Below are 14668 nucleotides of genomic sequence, written 5' to 3' on the forward strand. Positions count from 1 at the left end.
GCCATCCTCACCGTGATGCTCGTCGTCGGGGTCGGGATGGCGTCGTGGATCGTGCGGACGCCGGCGGTGCGCGACCTGCTGCAGGCCTCCACCGCGCAGATGGGCCTGGTCCTCCTCGGGCTCTCCGTCGGCTCGATGACCGGCGTGCTCTCCTCGGCGGGCGTCGTCCGGCGCCACGGGGCCCGCAGGACCGTCGCCCTCGGGAGCACGGCCTTCGTGCTCGGCGTCGCCGGCGTCGGGGTCAGCGCCGAGCTGTCGGCACCGGTGGGCGCGGCCGCCGGGCTCGCGCTCGTCGGGCTCGGCATCGGGCTGAGCGAGATCGCGCTGAACGTCGAGGGCGCGGCGCTGGAGCAGGAGTCCGGGCGCGTCGTGCTGCCCGCGCTGCACGGGTGCTACAGCCTCGGGACCGTGCTCGGCGCGCTCGGCGGCATCGGGCTGACGGCGGTGGCCTTCCCCGTGGTGTGGCACCTCCTCGGGGTCGCCGTCGCGGCGGCGGCCGCGATGGCGTGGGCCGTCCCCGCGATCCCTGCCGCCACCGGGCGGGTCGCCGAGGGGGGCGCCCGCGGCGGCGCCGGCGCCGACCCCGGGTGGCGCGCCCAGCTCGTGCAGTTCCGCGACCGCCGGATCGCCGCCCTGGGGGCCGTGGTCCTCGCGCTCGCGCTGGCGGAGGGGTCGGCGAGCGACTGGCTGCCGCTCCTCATGGTCGACGGGCACGGCGTCTCCGCGACGGCGGGCTCCGTGGTGTTCACGGGCTTCGCGGCGGCCATGACGGTCGGCCGCTTCGCGGGCGAGCCGCTGCTCGCGCGCTTCGGCAACGCCGCGGTCCTCCGCGTGAGCGCGCTGGTGTCGGCCACCGGCATCGCCGTGGTCGTCCTGTCCGACAGCGTCGTCCTGGCCGGCTGCGCCGTGGTGCTCTGGGGGCTGGGGGCGGCGCTCGGGTTCCCCGTCACCCTCTCGGCCGCGGGCGACAGCGACGACCCCACCACCTCCGTCGCGGCGGTCGCCGTCGCCGGCTACGTCGCGTTCCTCGTCGGACCTCCCCTCCTGGGCCTCGTCGGCGAGCAGGTGGGGCTGCGCGGGGCGATGGTCCTCGTGCTGGTCGTCGTCGCGCTCGCGAGCACCCTCACGTCGGCCGCGCGGCCCCGCACGCCCGCCCCGGGGCGCGCAGAGGGCTAGTGCGGGTGGGCCGGTGAGCCCCCGAGGTGTCACCCCTGCCCACCCGGGTCTGCGAGCATCGGCACGCCGCGCGCCCGTGCGGCGTGCCGCGCCGCGACCCAGGATGGGCGCGCACCTCCGCCGGGGGCCGGCCCGGGGGGGAGCAGCCGCAGAGGGAGGTGGCCGGATGAGCGGGACGTCGACCGGGACGCCGGCGCAGGAGGGAGCGGCCCGACGCCGGGTCGCGCCGGAGCAGCTGCCCCTGCCCGACTTCCGCACGGTGTTCGACGAGGCGCCGGCGCCGATGCTGCTGCTGACGACCGACTTCGTCGTCGTGCACGCCAACCGCGCGCGCCTGGAGGCGACCGCCACGACGCTGGAGGGCACGGTCGGGCTCGACCTGTTCGAGGCGTTCCCGAGCAACCCCGACGACCCCGCGGCCGACGGCGCCCGGAAGATGCGGTCGTCCCTGGAGCAGGTGCGGGACGCCCGACGCCCCCACACGATGGCGATCCAGAAGCACGACATCCGGCTCCCCGACGGCCGCTACGAGGAGCGGTACTGGAGCCCCCGGAACGTGCCGATCCTCGACGAGCGCGGCGAGGTCGTGCTCCTGCTGCACCGCTCGGACGACATCACCGCGTACATCCGACGGCAGGGGGACGACCCTGGCGCCGGTGCGGGTGCCACACGGTGGCGCGCCCGCGCGGAGGAGATCGAGGCGGACCTGCTCTCGCGCATGCAGGAGCTGGAGGACCTCAACGAGCAGCTCGTGGCCGCGCGGGACGCGCTGAGCCGCATGGCCCTGCACGACCCCCTGACCGGCCTCCTCGTGGCGCCGGCGATGATGGAGCAGCTGGCGCGCAGCCTCGCACGCCTCGAGCGGCACCCGGGCGCGGTGGCCGTCCTGTTCCTCGACCTGGACAACCTCAAGCAGGTCAACGACCGGTACGGGCACGCGGCGGGCGACGAGCTCCTCCGCTGCGCGGCGGGACGCCTGGCGACCGTGGTCCGCCCGGCCGACACGGTGGCCCGCGTCGGCGGCGACGAGTTCGTCGTCGTGCTCGACGACCTCGACGCCGAGCACGGGACCGCGTACGCCGAGTGCGTCGCCGAACGGCTGCTGCTCACGCTCGACGAGCCCTGCGAGGTGACCCCGCGCGGCACCGCGTCACCGTCCGCCAGCATCGGCGTGGCGGTCGCGCGGAGCGGGGCGCCCGACGAGGTGCGCTCACCGGAGCACGCCGTGGGGGGCACGCCGCGGGTGCGGACGGCGGCGGACCTGCTGCTGTCGCAGGCCGACACGGCGATGTACCGCGCCAAGCGCAGCGGCCGGGGCCGCTCCCTCACCTACGACGCCGCCGTCGACGCGGCCGTCAGCACCGAGCGGGCCCTCGAGCTCGAGCTCGCCACCGCCGTCGCCGAGCACAGGCTGCTCCTGCACTACCAGCCGATCGTGGAGGTCGAGGGGCGCGCGCTGTACGGGGTGGAGGCGCTGCTGCGCTGGCAGCACCCCGACGGCACGCTGCGACCGGCCGGGCAGTTCATCGACGCGGCGGAGCGGAGCGGGCTGCTCCCGACGATCGGCCGGTGGGCCGTCGGGGAGGCCTGCCGGCAGCTGCGGGCCTGGGACGACGACCTCGGAGCCGCCGGCCCCGGGCACGTGTTCGTCAACCTCTCCCCCGGCGAGCTCGCCCGTCCCGGGCTGCTCGAGCACGTCCGCGCCTGCCTGCGCGAGCACGGGCTGGAGCCGCAGCGCCTCGTCCTGGAGGTCACGGAGTCCGGAGTCGTCGACGAGCAGAAGGGTCGCCGCACCCTCCAGGGACTGCAGGAGCTGGGGTGCCACCTGGCCATCGACGACTTCGGCACCGGGCACTCCTCCCTCAGCCGCGTGGTGCAGCTCCCGGTCGACCACCTGAAGATCGACCGCAGCCTCACGCGGGACCTGACGGGCAACCCCCAGTCGCGCGCCGTCACCGAGGCGGTGCTCGCCCTGGCCCGCACGCTCCAGCAGACCGTCGTGGCCGAGGGCGTCGAGCAGCCCGAGGACCTGGACGAGCTCCGGCGGCTGGGCTGCCGGCTCGCGCAGGGGTACCACCTCGGTCGCCCCCAGGCCCCGGAGCAGGTCACGGCCGCCCTCTCCGCCGGCCCGCGCCCGCCGTCCTGAGCCACCGTCGGCCACCCCGACGGAGGACGGCCGGACGGGCTCGTCGTGCGGGGTGGACCCGCGGCGCCCGCCCGGGGCGAGCCGCCGGTCATGCGCCGACGACGCGGGGGTCGACCCAGACGGCCCAGTCCTGCCCCGAGGACGGGCCGGCGTCCACCCGCAGCTCGAGGCCGACCGCACGACCCGCGAGGTGGGACAGGTCGGCCGCGACCGGCTGCAGCGAGCCGGTGTACGCCTTGTGGACGTCGACCACCGGGTTCCTCTCGCGAGCGCCGTCGTCACGGGTGTGGTGCTCGATCACCAGGAAGCGGACGCCGTCGGTGTGGACGGCCCCGAGGCGGAACCCGACCTCCGCCTCGAACCGCGCCCCCGGGGGCAGCACCGTGTCCGGGTGCCAGCCCTTGACCGTGCCCTCCGGCACCCACTTCGGGTGCGTCCACAGCGCCGTCGTCGTCCGCCCGTCCTCCAGGGCCAGCGGCTCCAGCCGGGCGAACCCGTTCTCGTCGCCGTCGCCACCGCCGAACACGAGGTCGACCTCGTCCTGCACGTTCCCGCCGGCATCGGTGAGCTGCGCCCCCGCCCAGCGGGCCGCCGGCGACATCTCGGTCAGCGCGAGCACGGTCCCTCCTGGCGGGTTGGCGCCCAGCCCGACGTCGACCCGGGTCGGCGCGGGCAGCTCGAGCGGCAGGGCCAGGCGCTCCCCGCCGCGCACCCACCGGTCGACGTCGGCCCGGTACGCCGTGCCCGCCCGGACGGTGGGCCCGCGGGTGAAGGCGAACACCTCCGCGCGCGCGAGCTTCCAGTCCGCTGCGACCGCCCGTCCCAACGTCGTGGTGAACCGCTCCCGCTCCTCGGCCGTGCGCACCGAGACCCCGGTCGCGAACTCCTCCAGCGCGCGGTCCCGGTCGGCGCGCGACTCGTCGTCGCTCTCGAGGACCTGGACCGGCAGGGTCAGGTACCCGTAGCCGTCCGGGACGCGCACCGGGGGGAAGGTGTGGCCGATCGCACGGGACTCGCCGGTGTCCACGTCGTCGAAGGAACCGGTGCGCACCCGCTCCACCTGCCCGGGCGCCTGGTTGACCAGCAGCGCGAGCACGAACGGCTCGTCGGAGTCGGACGCGCGGTCCCACTCGGACTCCTTCTCGCAGACGAGGGTGAGGACCCGGACCTCGTACCCGCTCCAGGACAGCGCGCCCTCGCTGCTGCGTCCTGTGCGGCGGATGTCCCCGTCGATGCGGTAGCGGCCCTCGGCGCGTCCGTCGACCCGGACCGACCACGGCGCGGGCGCGTCGTCGGGAAGGGCGGCCAGGTCCGTCGGGCTCCACACCTGCTTCCCGTTCCCGACGAGGTCCGCAGGGCCGCCGACGAGCTCGGACAGGAACGCGGCGACGGCGTCGACGGCCCGCTGCACCGTCGCCACGAACGCCGCCCCCAGGGCCAGGAGGACCTCCCCCGCGCTCGCCGACCGGTTCTCCAGCACCAGCTCGGCCGGCAGGTGGGGGTAGGGGCCGAGGTAGTACACGTGGTCGTCGCCGGCCTCGAAGTCGTCGTAGGCGAGGAGCGGGTTGTCCCGCGGCATGTGGTCGAGGACGTCGGAGCGGCCGGCGGCGTGGGCGACGACGTCGGCGTCGGTCCCGGCACCGCTCTCCCCCGCGGTGACGAGCCGGACCCGCAGGTACCACTCCTCCGGGTCCTCCTGCACCGGCGGCGGGTAGGTGCCCACGGCCGCGAACCCGTACGGGAACCGGGAGAAGTCCTCGTACTGGCGCTCGCGCTCCCCGGCCTCGATCGCGCCGGTCCGCACCTGGTCCCAGAACGCCCCGGCACCCAGGGCGCCCATCCGCTCCTCGAGCAGGTCCAACCACTGCACGGACGTCCCGAACGCCAGGTCCCGGGCGACGGTGAACAGCTCGGCACCGGTGATGTCCGTGAGGCCGCGCACCCGCACCCCGATCTCGGCCTGCCAGGTGCTGTCCAGCGCGACCCCCGCCGGCGCCAGGTAGTAGACGCCGGCCGGCACCGGGACGCCGGCGATCGTCTCCGGGCGGGCCTCGGCGGCGTCCCGGCAGGCTCGGTAGGCCGTGCACAGCGGCCCGTCGGACAGCGGGGAGGCCGGGTGGCAGACGACGTCCATGACCGCGCTCACGCCGCCCAGCACGCCGCACCACGGCGCCGGCTTGCCGTGGGGCCGGATGCCCAGGTGGTCGGGCAGCTCGTAGGAGGCCGTCCACAGCGGCACGCCCTGCCGTTGCGCCGGGGTCATCTCCAGGTAGGTGACCGCGCGCCGGGCGGGGTCGTCGACCCAGTTGGAGTGGGAGTAGAAGTCCTGCAGCGCGTGCAGGCCCACACCCACGACGTTGCGCGCGGCGGCCACGTCCTGCGCCTGCCACGCCCAGACGAGGCCGGCCACGGTGCCGCTCGTGTACCGCCGCCACATCGTGTGCACCTGGCCCGGGGAGAAGAGGTCGTCGAAGTGCACGTTCTTCAGCAGCGGCCCCCCGGACAGCGCCGCCTTGAGGCGGGACAGCCCGCCCGGCGCCCACCACAGCGGGTTGTACAGGTAGGAGTCGACGTAGTCGGCGTGCCAGGCGACGGTCGACGCGGCCTCGGGGCTGAACCCGCACGCCGCGGCCGCCTCGACGCTGATCCTCTCGTGGTGCCACGGCCCGCCGGTGACGGGGTCCTCCCCGCCGAAGTGCAGGCCTCCGCGCACGAGGGACGAGAGCACGCGGAACATGGCCGCCTCCGCAGCACGTCGTCGGGCGGGTGCGTCGGGGGACGCCGCGGCGCACGGGCCCTCCTGGCCGGGGCGTCGACCGGTCGGACGCTGCGGCTCCGGTGCCGCTCGCGGACCTGGTCGGGACCAGCGTGCTCCCCGCCGCGCGGGCGGTCAAGGCCCGGGCGGACGGCGCGAGCGCCGGCAGACCCTCCGTGACCGGCAGGTCGGGGAACGGCGTCGGCTCCTGGTCGGTCACCGCGATGCCGGAGGCTTCCTAGCCGACCGGGCCGGACCGGAACGCCCGGCCGCCCCTCACCGCGAGGGCGAGCACGACGGCTCCCCCACCCGCCGCCACCAGCGGGACCGTCCCGAGCAGGTCCGCGCCGTGCAGGGCGGCCCCGAGTGCGGACCCCGACACGATCCCGACCTGGAAGACGATGCCGTGCACCGCGAACGCGGTCTCCGCCTGGGCCGCGCCGGCGCGCCGCAGCACCGCGAGGGCGGTGGAGACGACGAGCAGGGAGAAGGCGCCGCCCCAGACCACGAGCGCGGGGACGCCGACCGCGGTCGCGTGCAGCCGTCCCGCCAGCCAGACGACGACGAGCGCCGCCGTGAGGACCAGCGCCCCGGCGCGCAGGCCGCGCACGGGGTGCCGGTCGGCCAGGCGCCCCGCCCAGGTGCTCCCCAGCACCGCCGCCGTCCCGTAGACCAGGAGGAGGACCGAGAAGGCACGGCCGGTCACGCCCAGCCCGTCGTCGGCGAAGAGCGCGATGTAGGTGAACAGCGAGAAGTGCGCGGTGACCAGCACCGCCGTGACCACCATGACCACGCGGAGGGCGCGCGGGCGCAAGGTCGCGACGACGCCGCCCCGCGCGGCCGACGCCGCGCCGGCCGCCGGGGGCATGGGGGGCAGCAGGCGGGCGACGACGACGGCCAGGGCGAGCGCGAGCAGGCCGACCCCCGCCATCGCCACCCGCCACCCGGCGCTCTGCCCGACGAGGGTGCCCAGCGGGGTCCCGAGCACGAGGGCGAGCGAGCCGCCGACCGCGACCCGGCTGCCCGCGCGGCCCTGGACCTCCGGGCGCGCCAGCCGCACCACGGCGGGGGTCGCCACGGCGAAGTAGACCCCGTGGGTCAGGGCCGCCACGGCGCGCGCGACCAGGAACACGGCGAGCCCGGGGGCGGCGGCCGCCACGAGCTGCGTGACCCCGAAGACGACGGCGCAGACGACGAGGACGGCCCGGCGGTCGAAGCGCGCGGCCAGCCGGGTCATGGGCACCCCCGAGGCGGCCGCCACCAGCGCGTACAGGCTCACGCTCAGGCCCACGTGCCCCACCGTGGCGTCGAGACCGCCGGCGACGTCGCGGATGAGCCCCACGGGCAGCGTCTCCCCCGTCACGACGAGGAAGGCGATCGCGGACACCGCGAGCGACGCCGCGGTCTCCCGGGCGCGGGTCAGGGGCGCGAGGGTGGTGGTCACGGTCCCATGGTCCCCCGGACCGGGGCGCCCCCGTGCCCTTGCGCTGGAGCGCACTCCACCTCCTAGCGTCGCAGGCGCACCGGGCGGGCGCCCGGACGGCGAGGAGGACGACGTGCGCGACGTGACCGGATGGGCCCTGACCGAGGTCGGCGGCCGGCTGCACCCCTGGCGCGTGCCCCGCCGGGACCCCCGGCCGGACGACGTCGTCGTGCGCGTCACCCACTGCGGCGTCTGCCACACCGACGTCCACGCCGTGCAGGGCGCGGGGGCGGCCGACCTGCCGCTGGTGCCCGGGCACGAGTTCGTCGGGGTGGTCGAGGCCGTCGGTCCCGCCGTCACCCGGTTCGCGGTGGGGGACGCCGTGGCGGTGGGCAACATCGTCGACTCCTGCGGCACGTGCGCGGCCTGCCGGGAGGGCGAGGAGAGCTACTGCCGGGAGTACCCCACGCTCACCTACGGCGGCACCGACCGGGTCGACGGCTCGCGCACCCACGGCGCGTACGCCTCCCACGTCGTCGTGCGGGACGCCTTCACCTACGCCCTGCCTCCCGGCCTCGACCCGGCGGCCGCAGCGCCGCTCATGTGTGCCGGCATCACCGTGTGGCAGCCGCTGCGCCGGTACGGCGCGGGGCCGGGCGTGCGCGTGGGCGTCGTCGGGGTCGGCGGGCTCGGCCACCTGGCCGTGAAGCTCGCGCACGCTCTGGGGGCCCGCGTCACCGCGTTCACCACGTGGGGTCGTCCCGGGAGCTCCCGCCTGCGACGCTGGCGGTCCCGCCGGCGCCCCGACGCGCCGGCCGTCGCCCGGAGGTCCGCATGACCGTCACCGACGAGCTCGTCGCCGCCAACGCCCGCTACGCGGAGACGTTCTCGGGGCCGCTGCCGCTGCCGCCGGCCCGGGGGCTCGCGGTGGTCGCCTGCATGGACGCGCGCCTCGACGTGCACCGCCTCCTGGGCCTCGCCGAGGGCGACGCCCACGTGATCCGCAACGCGGGCGGCGTGGTGACCGACGACGTGCTGCGCTCGCTCGCCATCTCCCAGCGGCTCCTCGGCACCCGGGCCGTCGTCCTCGTGCACCACACGGACTGCGGGATGCTCACGTTCGACGACGAGACCTTCCGCTCGTCGATCGAGGCCGAGACCGGCGTGCGCCCCACGTGGGCGTCGGAGGCGTTCTCCGACCTCGACGAGGACGTGCGCGCGGGCGTGGAGCGGATCCGGCAGGACCCGTCGGTGCCGCGGACGGACGACGTCCGCGGCTTCGTCCTCGACGTCGCCACCGGCCTGCTGCGCGAGGTCGTGCCGGCAGCCTGACGACGTGCCACCGCCACCGCCGGGTCAGGCCGTGCGGCCCGGCCCCTCCGCCGCGACGGCCTGCGTCCCGAGGACCGCCAGCAGCTGCAGCTTGTCGTAGCTCTCCGTGCCGGGCACCGCGGTGTAGACGAGCAGCAGGTGCTGCTGCTGCGGGTCCAGCAACGTCTGGCAGTGCAGCTCGAGGGCCCCGACCTCGGGGTGGACGAAGTGCTTCACGTCCTCCGGCCGGAGCCCGACCTCGTGGGTCTCCCACAGCTGCCGCAGCTCCGCGCTGCGCGCGAGCGCGAGCTCCGCCAGCTGCGCCGCCCGCGACCCGGGGCCGCGCCGCGTGACGACCTCCCGCAGGTGCGAGGCGTAGAGCCGCGACATCGCCGCGTGGTCCTCGGGGCGGTAGAGGTGCCGGCTGGCGGGGTCGGCGAACCAGCGGTAGCCCAGGCTGCGGGCCGGGCCGGTGTACCGGGTGGCGTCGCCGGTCAGGGCCACGCCCAGCGGGCTCTGCCGCAGCGTCTCCCCGAGCTCCGTGACGATCTCGGCCGGGGTGTCGACGAGCCGGTCCAGGACGCGGAGCAGGCCAGGACCGACGTGCTGGCCCTGCGGCCCGCGCGGCGGCGGCTCGTGCCCGGCGAGCCGGAACAGGTGGTCCCGCTCGTCCAGCGTCAGGTGCAGGCCCTGGGCGATGGAGGCGATCATCTGCTCCGACGGGTGCGGCCCGCGCTCCCGCTCGAGCCGGGCGTAGTAGTCGGTGGACATGTGGCACAGGGCCGCCACCTCCTCGCGGCGCAGCCCCGCGGTCCGGCGGCGCGATCCCCGCGGCAGGCCCACGTCCTGCGGCTGCACCGCCTGCCGCCTCCCCCGCAGGAACTCGGCCAGCCCCGCCCTGTCGATGGTCGCCACACGATCCCCCTCGCCCGGGTGGTGCCCGTCCGGCCACCACCGGTGCCGTTCCTACACGGGACCGCGCGGCCGAGCCACGGCCCGGCGATCCCCCCCTCGCGGCGGCGGCACCCGGAGGCGCTCCGGCGCAGGGACGGATCGGCAGGCCCTGGTTCCGTCCGGCGACCGCCCCGAGGCTGGCGGCACACCCCGCACCCACCAGGAGGACGCGATGGACACCACCGACCCGCCGACCGCCGGCCGAGCCCCCGACGGGACGGCGCGCAGCCCCAGCAGCAGGGCGCGCGAGGCCCTCGGCCTGCCCGAGCCCACCGGGGGGTCGACCGCCCGGGCCGCCGGCCGGCGCGCCCTGGAGCGCGTCGGCGGGCCCGTGGGCCTGGCGGCGGCCGCCGCGCCGACGGTCGCCTTCGTCGTCGCCGACGCCGCCGCCGGCCTCGGGCCGGCGCTGCTCGCCCTCGGCGCGACCGCCGTCGCCGCCTGCACGGTCCGCCTGGCTCGGCGGGAGCCCCCCGGGGCAGCGGTCGCGGGCCTCCTCGTGGCGGCCGTGTGCGCCGCCGTCGCGGCGCTGGTCGGCGAGGCCCGGGCGTTCTTCCTGCCGACCATGGTGCTGCCGGTCGTCTTCGTCGCCGCCTACGCCGTCTCGTTCGCGGTGCGCCGCCCCCTGGCCGGCCTCATGGTCCACCCGTTCTCGGGCGGGCCCCGCGACTGGGGGGAGCACCGGGAGCTGCGCCGCCTCTACACGGCGAGCTCCGTGGTCGGCCTCGCCCTGGCGGCGACCAACCTCGTCGTCCGGGTGGCCGCCTACCGCGCCGACGAGCCGGCCGTGCTCGCCGCCGTCCAGGTGGGCGCCACGACGCTGTTCGCCCTGCACTACGCCGTGACCCTCGTGCTCGCCCGACGGGCCGCCGGCGCGTCCCCGGCCGCGCCCGCCCGGCTCACGGCACCCCACCCGCTGCCCGCCCCGGTCACCACCCCCGTCCGCTGACGTCCCCCCACCAGGAGCCCCCCATGCCTCGCACCCCCAGCATGACCCTGCCCGACCTGACCGGACGACGCGCCCTCGTGACCGGAGGCAGCGACGGGATCGGCCTCGGCATCGCCCGCCGGCTCGCCGGCGCGGGCGCCGAGGTCGTCCTCCCCGTGCGCAACCGCACCAAGGGCGCCGCCGCCGCGGCCGCCATCCGCGAGGCGCACCCGGGCGCCCTCGTGCGCCTCGAGGACCTCGACCTCGCGTCCCTGGCGTCGGTCGCCGCCCTCGGCGCCCGCCTGCGGGCGGAGGGCCGCCCGATCCACCTGCTCGTCAACAACGCCGGCGTCATGACACCGCCGGAGCGCCAGACCACCGTCGACGGGTTCGAGCTGCAGCTCGGCACGAACCACCTCGGGCACGTGGCACTCGTCGCCCACCTCCTCCCGCTCCTGCGCGCCGGGCGGGCCCGTGTCACCTCCCAGGTGAGCGTCGCCGCCCGCGGCGGGTCCCTGCACTGGGAGGACCTGAACTGGGAGGCCTCCTACGAGGGCCGGCGCGCCTACGGGCAGTCCAAGGTCGCCCTCGGCCTGTTCGGGCTCGAGCTCGACCGGCGCAGCCGCGCCGGCGGATGGGGCATCACGAGCAACCTCTCCCACCCCGGCGTCGCCCCCACGAGCCTGCTGACGGCGCGTCCGGAGCTGGGGCGGCCGCAGGACACGCCGCAGATCGCCGTCATCCGCCGGCTGTCGCGCGCCGGGCTCCTCGTCGGCACGGTCGACAGCGCCCAGCTGCCGGCGCTGTACGCCGCGACCTCGTCGGACGCCCGCGGGGGTCGCCTCTACGGACCCGACGGGCTCGGCAACCTGCGCGGGAACCCCGCCGAGCACGCGCTCTACCGCCCCCTGCGCAGCGCCGAGGACGCCGGCCGCGTCTGGACCGTCTCCGAGCGGCTGGCCTCGGTGTCCTTCGAGCGCGAGGCGGCGGCGGCGTAGCCCCCCGGCACGGCGTCCGGACGCGGTCCCGTCGGCCTCCTGCCGCCGGGACCGCGCCGTCGCGCCGTCGCCCCGCGCGCACGCCCGGGCGGGCCGTCGTAGGTTCGGGCCAGGGTCCAGAACGGGGGCCGCGGACGACAGGAGGCCCCTGTGCGGACCATCGGCGAGCAGACCACCGACGAGCTGGGCGGCCGCCTCAGCGTGCTCGTGAAGAGCGGCAGGACCACGTGCGGCTCGACCGGCTGCTGCACGAGCTGGGGACGACGGACGGCCGCGCGCAGGAGGACGTCCTGCGGCGCCTGCACCGGCTCGTCTTCCCGCACGCCTTCGCCGAGGAGTCCGTGCTCTGGCCCGTGCTGCGCCGTGCCCTGCCGGACGGGGAGGCGCTGACCCTCGAGGTGGAGCGCGAGCACCAGGAGGTCGACGAGCTCGTCACCCGCCTCGAGGCCGCGCCCCCGGGCGACCCGGCGCGCGGTCCGCTGCTCGACCGTCTCGTCGACGTGCTGCGCGAGGACGTGCGCGACGAGGAGGACGAGCTGTTCCCGCGCCTGCAGGAGGTGACCGACGCCCGGACGCTGCGCCGGCTGGGCGTCGCGTGGGAGGTCGTTCGCCGGTTGGCGCCGACGCGGGCGCACCCCGTGGTGGCACGGCGGCCGCCGGGTAACGTCCTGGCCGCGCTGCCGCTGTCCGTCGTCGACCGGGCGCGCGACGTCGTGGACCTCCTCGTCCAGCGGGGTCCGCAGCGGCTGGTGCCGGCGCTCGGGGCGGCGGGGACGGCCCTGGCGCGGGCCTCGCACGCCGTCGAGCGGCTCCCGTTCCTCCGCACGGGCGAGCACCCCGCCACGCACCGGGACCGACGGCCGGGGGCGGCCGGGAGGCGGCGTCCTGGAGGTCGGCGAGGGGCGGCGTCACGGATGGTCGACGGGCCGCGGCAGCGTCCCGCGCGCGATGAGCGCCTCGTAGACGCCCTCGAACGCCTCCGCGAGCGCCTCGACCTGCACCGGCGTCAGCGCGTCGAAGAACACGGCCCGCACGAGGTCCACGTGCCCAGGGGTGGCCGCCGCGAGCGCGTCCCTGCCGGCGTCCGTCAGGGCCACCGCCGTCGCGCGCCGGTCGGCGTCGCTCGGCCGCAGGGCGACGAGGCCCCGCCGCTCGAGCCGGCGCGCCTCGTGGGAGACACGGCTGCGCTCGGCACCGATGCGGACGGCGACGTCCGACACCGTCATGGGCTCCGGGTCCTGGCTGACGAGCGCCACCAGCACGTCGTAGTCCGCCAGGGACAGCCCCGAACCGGCACGCAGCTGGCGGTTCATCTCGTACCGCAGGCGCAGGTGCACCTTCATGTAGGCGTACCAGGCCCGCGTCTCGGCAGTGCTCAGCAGCGCGAACGGCGACCCGGGGGCGAGGTCGTCGCCTCCCGGCGGCGGCTCGCCCACGTCAGCGGAGCAGGACGGTCCACACGGCGGCGAGCAGGCCGTCCCGGACGAGGCCCATGTCGACGCCCCGCACGACCGGCGCACCGCCCTCGGGTCCCAGCTCCCACGCGAGGTAGCCCAGGTCCTGCACGGTGTACGGCTCGCCGCTGGCGCGGAACTCCAGCCCCTGCGCGCCGTCGAGGATCTCCTGCACCTTGGCGCTCAGCGCCTCGTGCCCGCGCACGCGCCCCTCGGCGTCGGAGAAGACGACGTCCTCCGTGTAGGTGCGGCGGATCGCCGCCATCCGCCGCTCGGGGTCCCCCTCGGAGAAGACCTCCAGCAGGGTCGCGCGCATGAGCTCGTCCGTGGTCGTCGTGGTCACGCCTCCTCCACCTCCGGTTCTTCGCGTGAAAATTCACGCACCGTAGCAGCCGATCCCCCGAGGAGGTCTACGACGGGGGCAGCGTCACCACCTCGCCGGCGACCGCGACCGCCTGCGCCCGGCTGCTCACCCCGAGCCGGGCGTAGAGCTGCTGCAGGTGCGTGCGCGCCGTCTGCGGGCTGATGCCCAGGCGGCGGGCGATCTCCGTGTTCGAGCACCCGGCGACGAGCAGGGCGAGCACCTGACGCTGCCGCACGGTCGGCGGCCGGGCGCCGTGCAGCGCGAGCTCGACCGCCTGCAGGTGGGCCACGAGGAACGGGCGCAGGACGGTGGCGAGAGCGCGGTCGGTGTCCGTGAAGTCGCCGCCGTGGAGGCGGACGAACCGCACCCGGCGCGAGCGGCCCTCGGTCCCGCCGAGCGGCAGCAGCAGCTGGCGCTCGATGTCGGTGTCGTCACGGAGCAGCGCGTGCATCGGGCTGCTCCGCCACTGCCGGAGCGGGACGACGTCGCCGAGGAGGCGGACGGAGACGAGGTCGCCGCCGGCGTCGGGGTGCGAGGCGCCGGGCGTCGACCAGAACGCGTCGGAGAACGCCTCCGTGAACGCGTCGGGGAGGGGCTCGGCCCGGACGTCGAGCCCGAGGGGGTCCGCGACCACGCCGACCCGCCGGCGCCGCGGCGCGAGGTCGTCGTAGACGACGAGGTCGCTCGGGACGAGGGCGCCCAGCGCGCGGAGCAGGTCGGGCGCCAGCGTCGGCGGTCCCGGTCCCTGGACGGCGGGCACCGGTCCCGAGAGCAGGTGCAGGACCTCGGGGAGGACGGCCGAGCCGGTGCGACGAGCCATGGCTGCTCCCGAGCACGTCCTGGCCCCGTCCTGGGCAGTACGGGCACGTCATGGGCACGGCCCTGCGCGACGGTCGCCGTCTCGAGCGTACGCCGAACGTCGTATCGCGGGCAGGGGCCGACGAGGGCCAGCGTGAGGTGTCACCGGCCGTCCCGGCCCCGGGCCGGCCGACCGCCCGGACGTCAGAGGAGACGACCATGCCCGGCGCCGCTCACCCCGCCCCATCCGCCCCCCCGCCGCGGGGCGCGCCCGCCGACCGGGCACCCTCACCTCCGGCGGCCCCTGCGCCGGACGAGCGCCGCGGCCGTCGCGCTCGCGCTGCTGGCCCTCCCGGCGGCGGGA

At 76.9% G+C, this 14668-nt stretch carries 12 protein-coding genes and 1 pseudogene; 7 read left to right on the forward strand and 6 right to left on the reverse strand.

The window, feature by feature from the left end:
* The first annotated feature begins 15 nt into the window (after positions 1-15).
* Positions 16-1176: an MFS transporter gene (locus EJA20_RS05025; protein ID WP_129337072.1), complete on the forward strand. Its 1161-nt coding sequence runs from the start codon at positions 16-18 to the stop codon at positions 1174-1176.
* 166 nt (positions 1177-1342) lie between these two features.
* Positions 1343-3322, forward strand: a complete 1980-nt coding sequence (locus EJA20_RS05030) for a putative bifunctional diguanylate cyclase/phosphodiesterase (protein WP_164983832.1) — start codon at positions 1343-1345, stop codon at positions 3320-3322.
* A gap of 88 nt (positions 3323-3410) precedes the next feature.
* Here EJA20_RS05030 and EJA20_RS05035 read toward each other — a convergent pair whose 3' ends face one another.
* Together EJA20_RS05035 and EJA20_RS05040 are read right to left on the reverse strand one after the other, a co-directional pair.
* A complete protein-coding gene (locus tag EJA20_RS05035; RefSeq protein WP_129337074.1) occupies positions 3411-6059 on the reverse strand; it encodes a hypothetical protein in 2649 nt (882 codons plus the stop codon).
* Between the two features lie 256 nt (positions 6060-6315).
* Positions 6316-7521 (reverse strand): MFS transporter, encoded by a 1206-nt coding sequence (locus tag EJA20_RS05040; protein ID WP_240675055.1) that lies wholly within the window; start codon positions 7519-7521, stop codon positions 6316-6318.
* Positions 7522-7633: 112 nt separating this feature from the next.
* Here EJA20_RS05040 and EJA20_RS05045 point away from each other — a divergent pair, with 112 nt between their 5' ends.
* Both EJA20_RS05045 and EJA20_RS05050 read left to right on the forward strand, forming a co-directional pair.
* Positions 7634-8338: an alcohol dehydrogenase catalytic domain-containing protein gene (locus EJA20_RS05045; RefSeq protein WP_240675056.1), complete on the forward strand. Its 705-nt coding sequence runs from the start codon at positions 7634-7636 to the stop codon at positions 8336-8338.
* Positions 8335-8832 carry a beta-class carbonic anhydrase gene (locus EJA20_RS05050; RefSeq protein WP_129337077.1) on the forward strand — a complete coding sequence of 166 codons (498 nt, stop codon included), beginning with the start codon at positions 8335-8337 and terminating at the stop codon, positions 8830-8832. Before EJA20_RS05045 ends, EJA20_RS05050 begins: the two co-directional genes overlap by 4 nt.
* A gap of 24 nt (positions 8833-8856) precedes the next feature.
* Here the strand turns inward: EJA20_RS05050 and EJA20_RS05055 are convergent, their stop codons facing one another.
* Positions 8857-9726 carry a helix-turn-helix transcriptional regulator gene (locus tag EJA20_RS05055; RefSeq protein WP_205687369.1) on the reverse strand — a complete coding sequence of 290 codons (870 nt, stop codon included), beginning with the start codon at positions 9724-9726 and terminating at the stop codon, positions 8857-8859.
* Between the two features lie 211 nt (positions 9727-9937).
* On the opposite strand from EJA20_RS05055, the gene EJA20_RS05060 reads away from it, so the two are divergent.
* The 3 genes and pseudogenes from EJA20_RS05060 to EJA20_RS19895 all read left to right on the forward strand — a co-directional run.
* Positions 9938-10711, forward strand: a complete 774-nt coding sequence (locus EJA20_RS05060) for a DUF3159 domain-containing protein (protein ID WP_164983834.1) — start codon at positions 9938-9940, stop codon at positions 10709-10711.
* 23 nt (positions 10712-10734) lie between these two features.
* The gene (locus tag EJA20_RS05065; protein WP_129337079.1) at positions 10735-11688 is read left to right on the forward strand and encodes an SDR family oxidoreductase; all 954 of its coding nucleotides are present in this window, start codon (positions 10735-10737) and stop codon (positions 11686-11688) included.
* Positions 11689-11915: 227 nt separating this feature from the next.
* A pseudogene (locus EJA20_RS19895) lies at positions 11916-12227 on the forward strand (hemerythrin domain-containing protein); the annotation flags it as partial.
* A gap of 369 nt (positions 12228-12596) precedes the next feature.
* Here EJA20_RS19895 and EJA20_RS05075 read toward each other — a convergent pair.
* From EJA20_RS05075 to EJA20_RS19060, 3 genes are all read right to left on the reverse strand, one after another.
* The gene (locus EJA20_RS05075) at positions 12597-13124 is read right to left on the reverse strand and encodes a MarR family winged helix-turn-helix transcriptional regulator (protein ID WP_240675061.1); all 528 of its coding nucleotides are present in this window, start codon (positions 13122-13124) and stop codon (positions 12597-12599) included.
* Position 13125: 1 nt separating this feature from the next.
* On the reverse strand, positions 13126-13485 hold the full coding sequence (locus EJA20_RS05080) for a nuclear transport factor 2 family protein (RefSeq protein WP_240675062.1): 360 nt from the start codon (positions 13483-13485) through the stop codon (positions 13126-13128).
* Between the two features lie 67 nt (positions 13486-13552).
* On the reverse strand, positions 13553-14326 hold the full coding sequence (locus tag EJA20_RS19060; RefSeq protein ID WP_205687370.1) for a helix-turn-helix transcriptional regulator: 774 nt from the start codon (positions 14324-14326) through the stop codon (positions 13553-13555).
* Positions 14327-14668: the final 342 nt, after the last annotated feature.

This window comes from Cellulomonas endophytica, assembly GCF_004123805.1.
Classification (GTDB): Bacteria; Actinomycetota; Actinomycetes; order Actinomycetales; family Cellulomonadaceae; genus Cellulomonas; species Cellulomonas endophytica.

Bases quoted from the DNA above. Each gene is read 5' to 3' on its own strand.
- EJA20_RS05025 (WP_129337072.1), top strand. From the start codon at position 16: ATGCTCGTCGTCGGGGTCGGGATGGCGTCGTGGATCGTGCGGACGCCG.
- EJA20_RS05030 (WP_164983832.1), top strand. From the start codon at position 1,343: ATGAGCGGGACGTCGACCGGGACGCCGGCGCAGGAGGGAGCGGCCCGA.
- EJA20_RS05035 (WP_129337074.1), bottom strand. From the start codon at position 6,059: ATGTTCCGCGTGCTCTCGTCCCTCGTGCGCGGAGGCCTGCACTTCGGC.
- EJA20_RS05050 (WP_129337077.1), top strand. From the start codon at position 8,335: ATGACCGTCACCGACGAGCTCGTCGCCGCCAACGCCCGCTACGCGGAG.
- EJA20_RS05060 (WP_164983834.1), top strand. From the start codon at position 9,938: ATGGACACCACCGACCCGCCGACCGCCGGCCGAGCCCCCGACGGGACG.
- EJA20_RS05065 (WP_129337079.1), top strand. From the start codon at position 10,735: ATGCCTCGCACCCCCAGCATGACCCTGCCCGACCTGACCGGACGACGC.
- EJA20_RS19060 (WP_205687370.1), bottom strand. From the start codon at position 14,326: ATGGCTCGTCGCACCGGCTCGGCCGTCCTCCCCGAGGTCCTGCACCTG.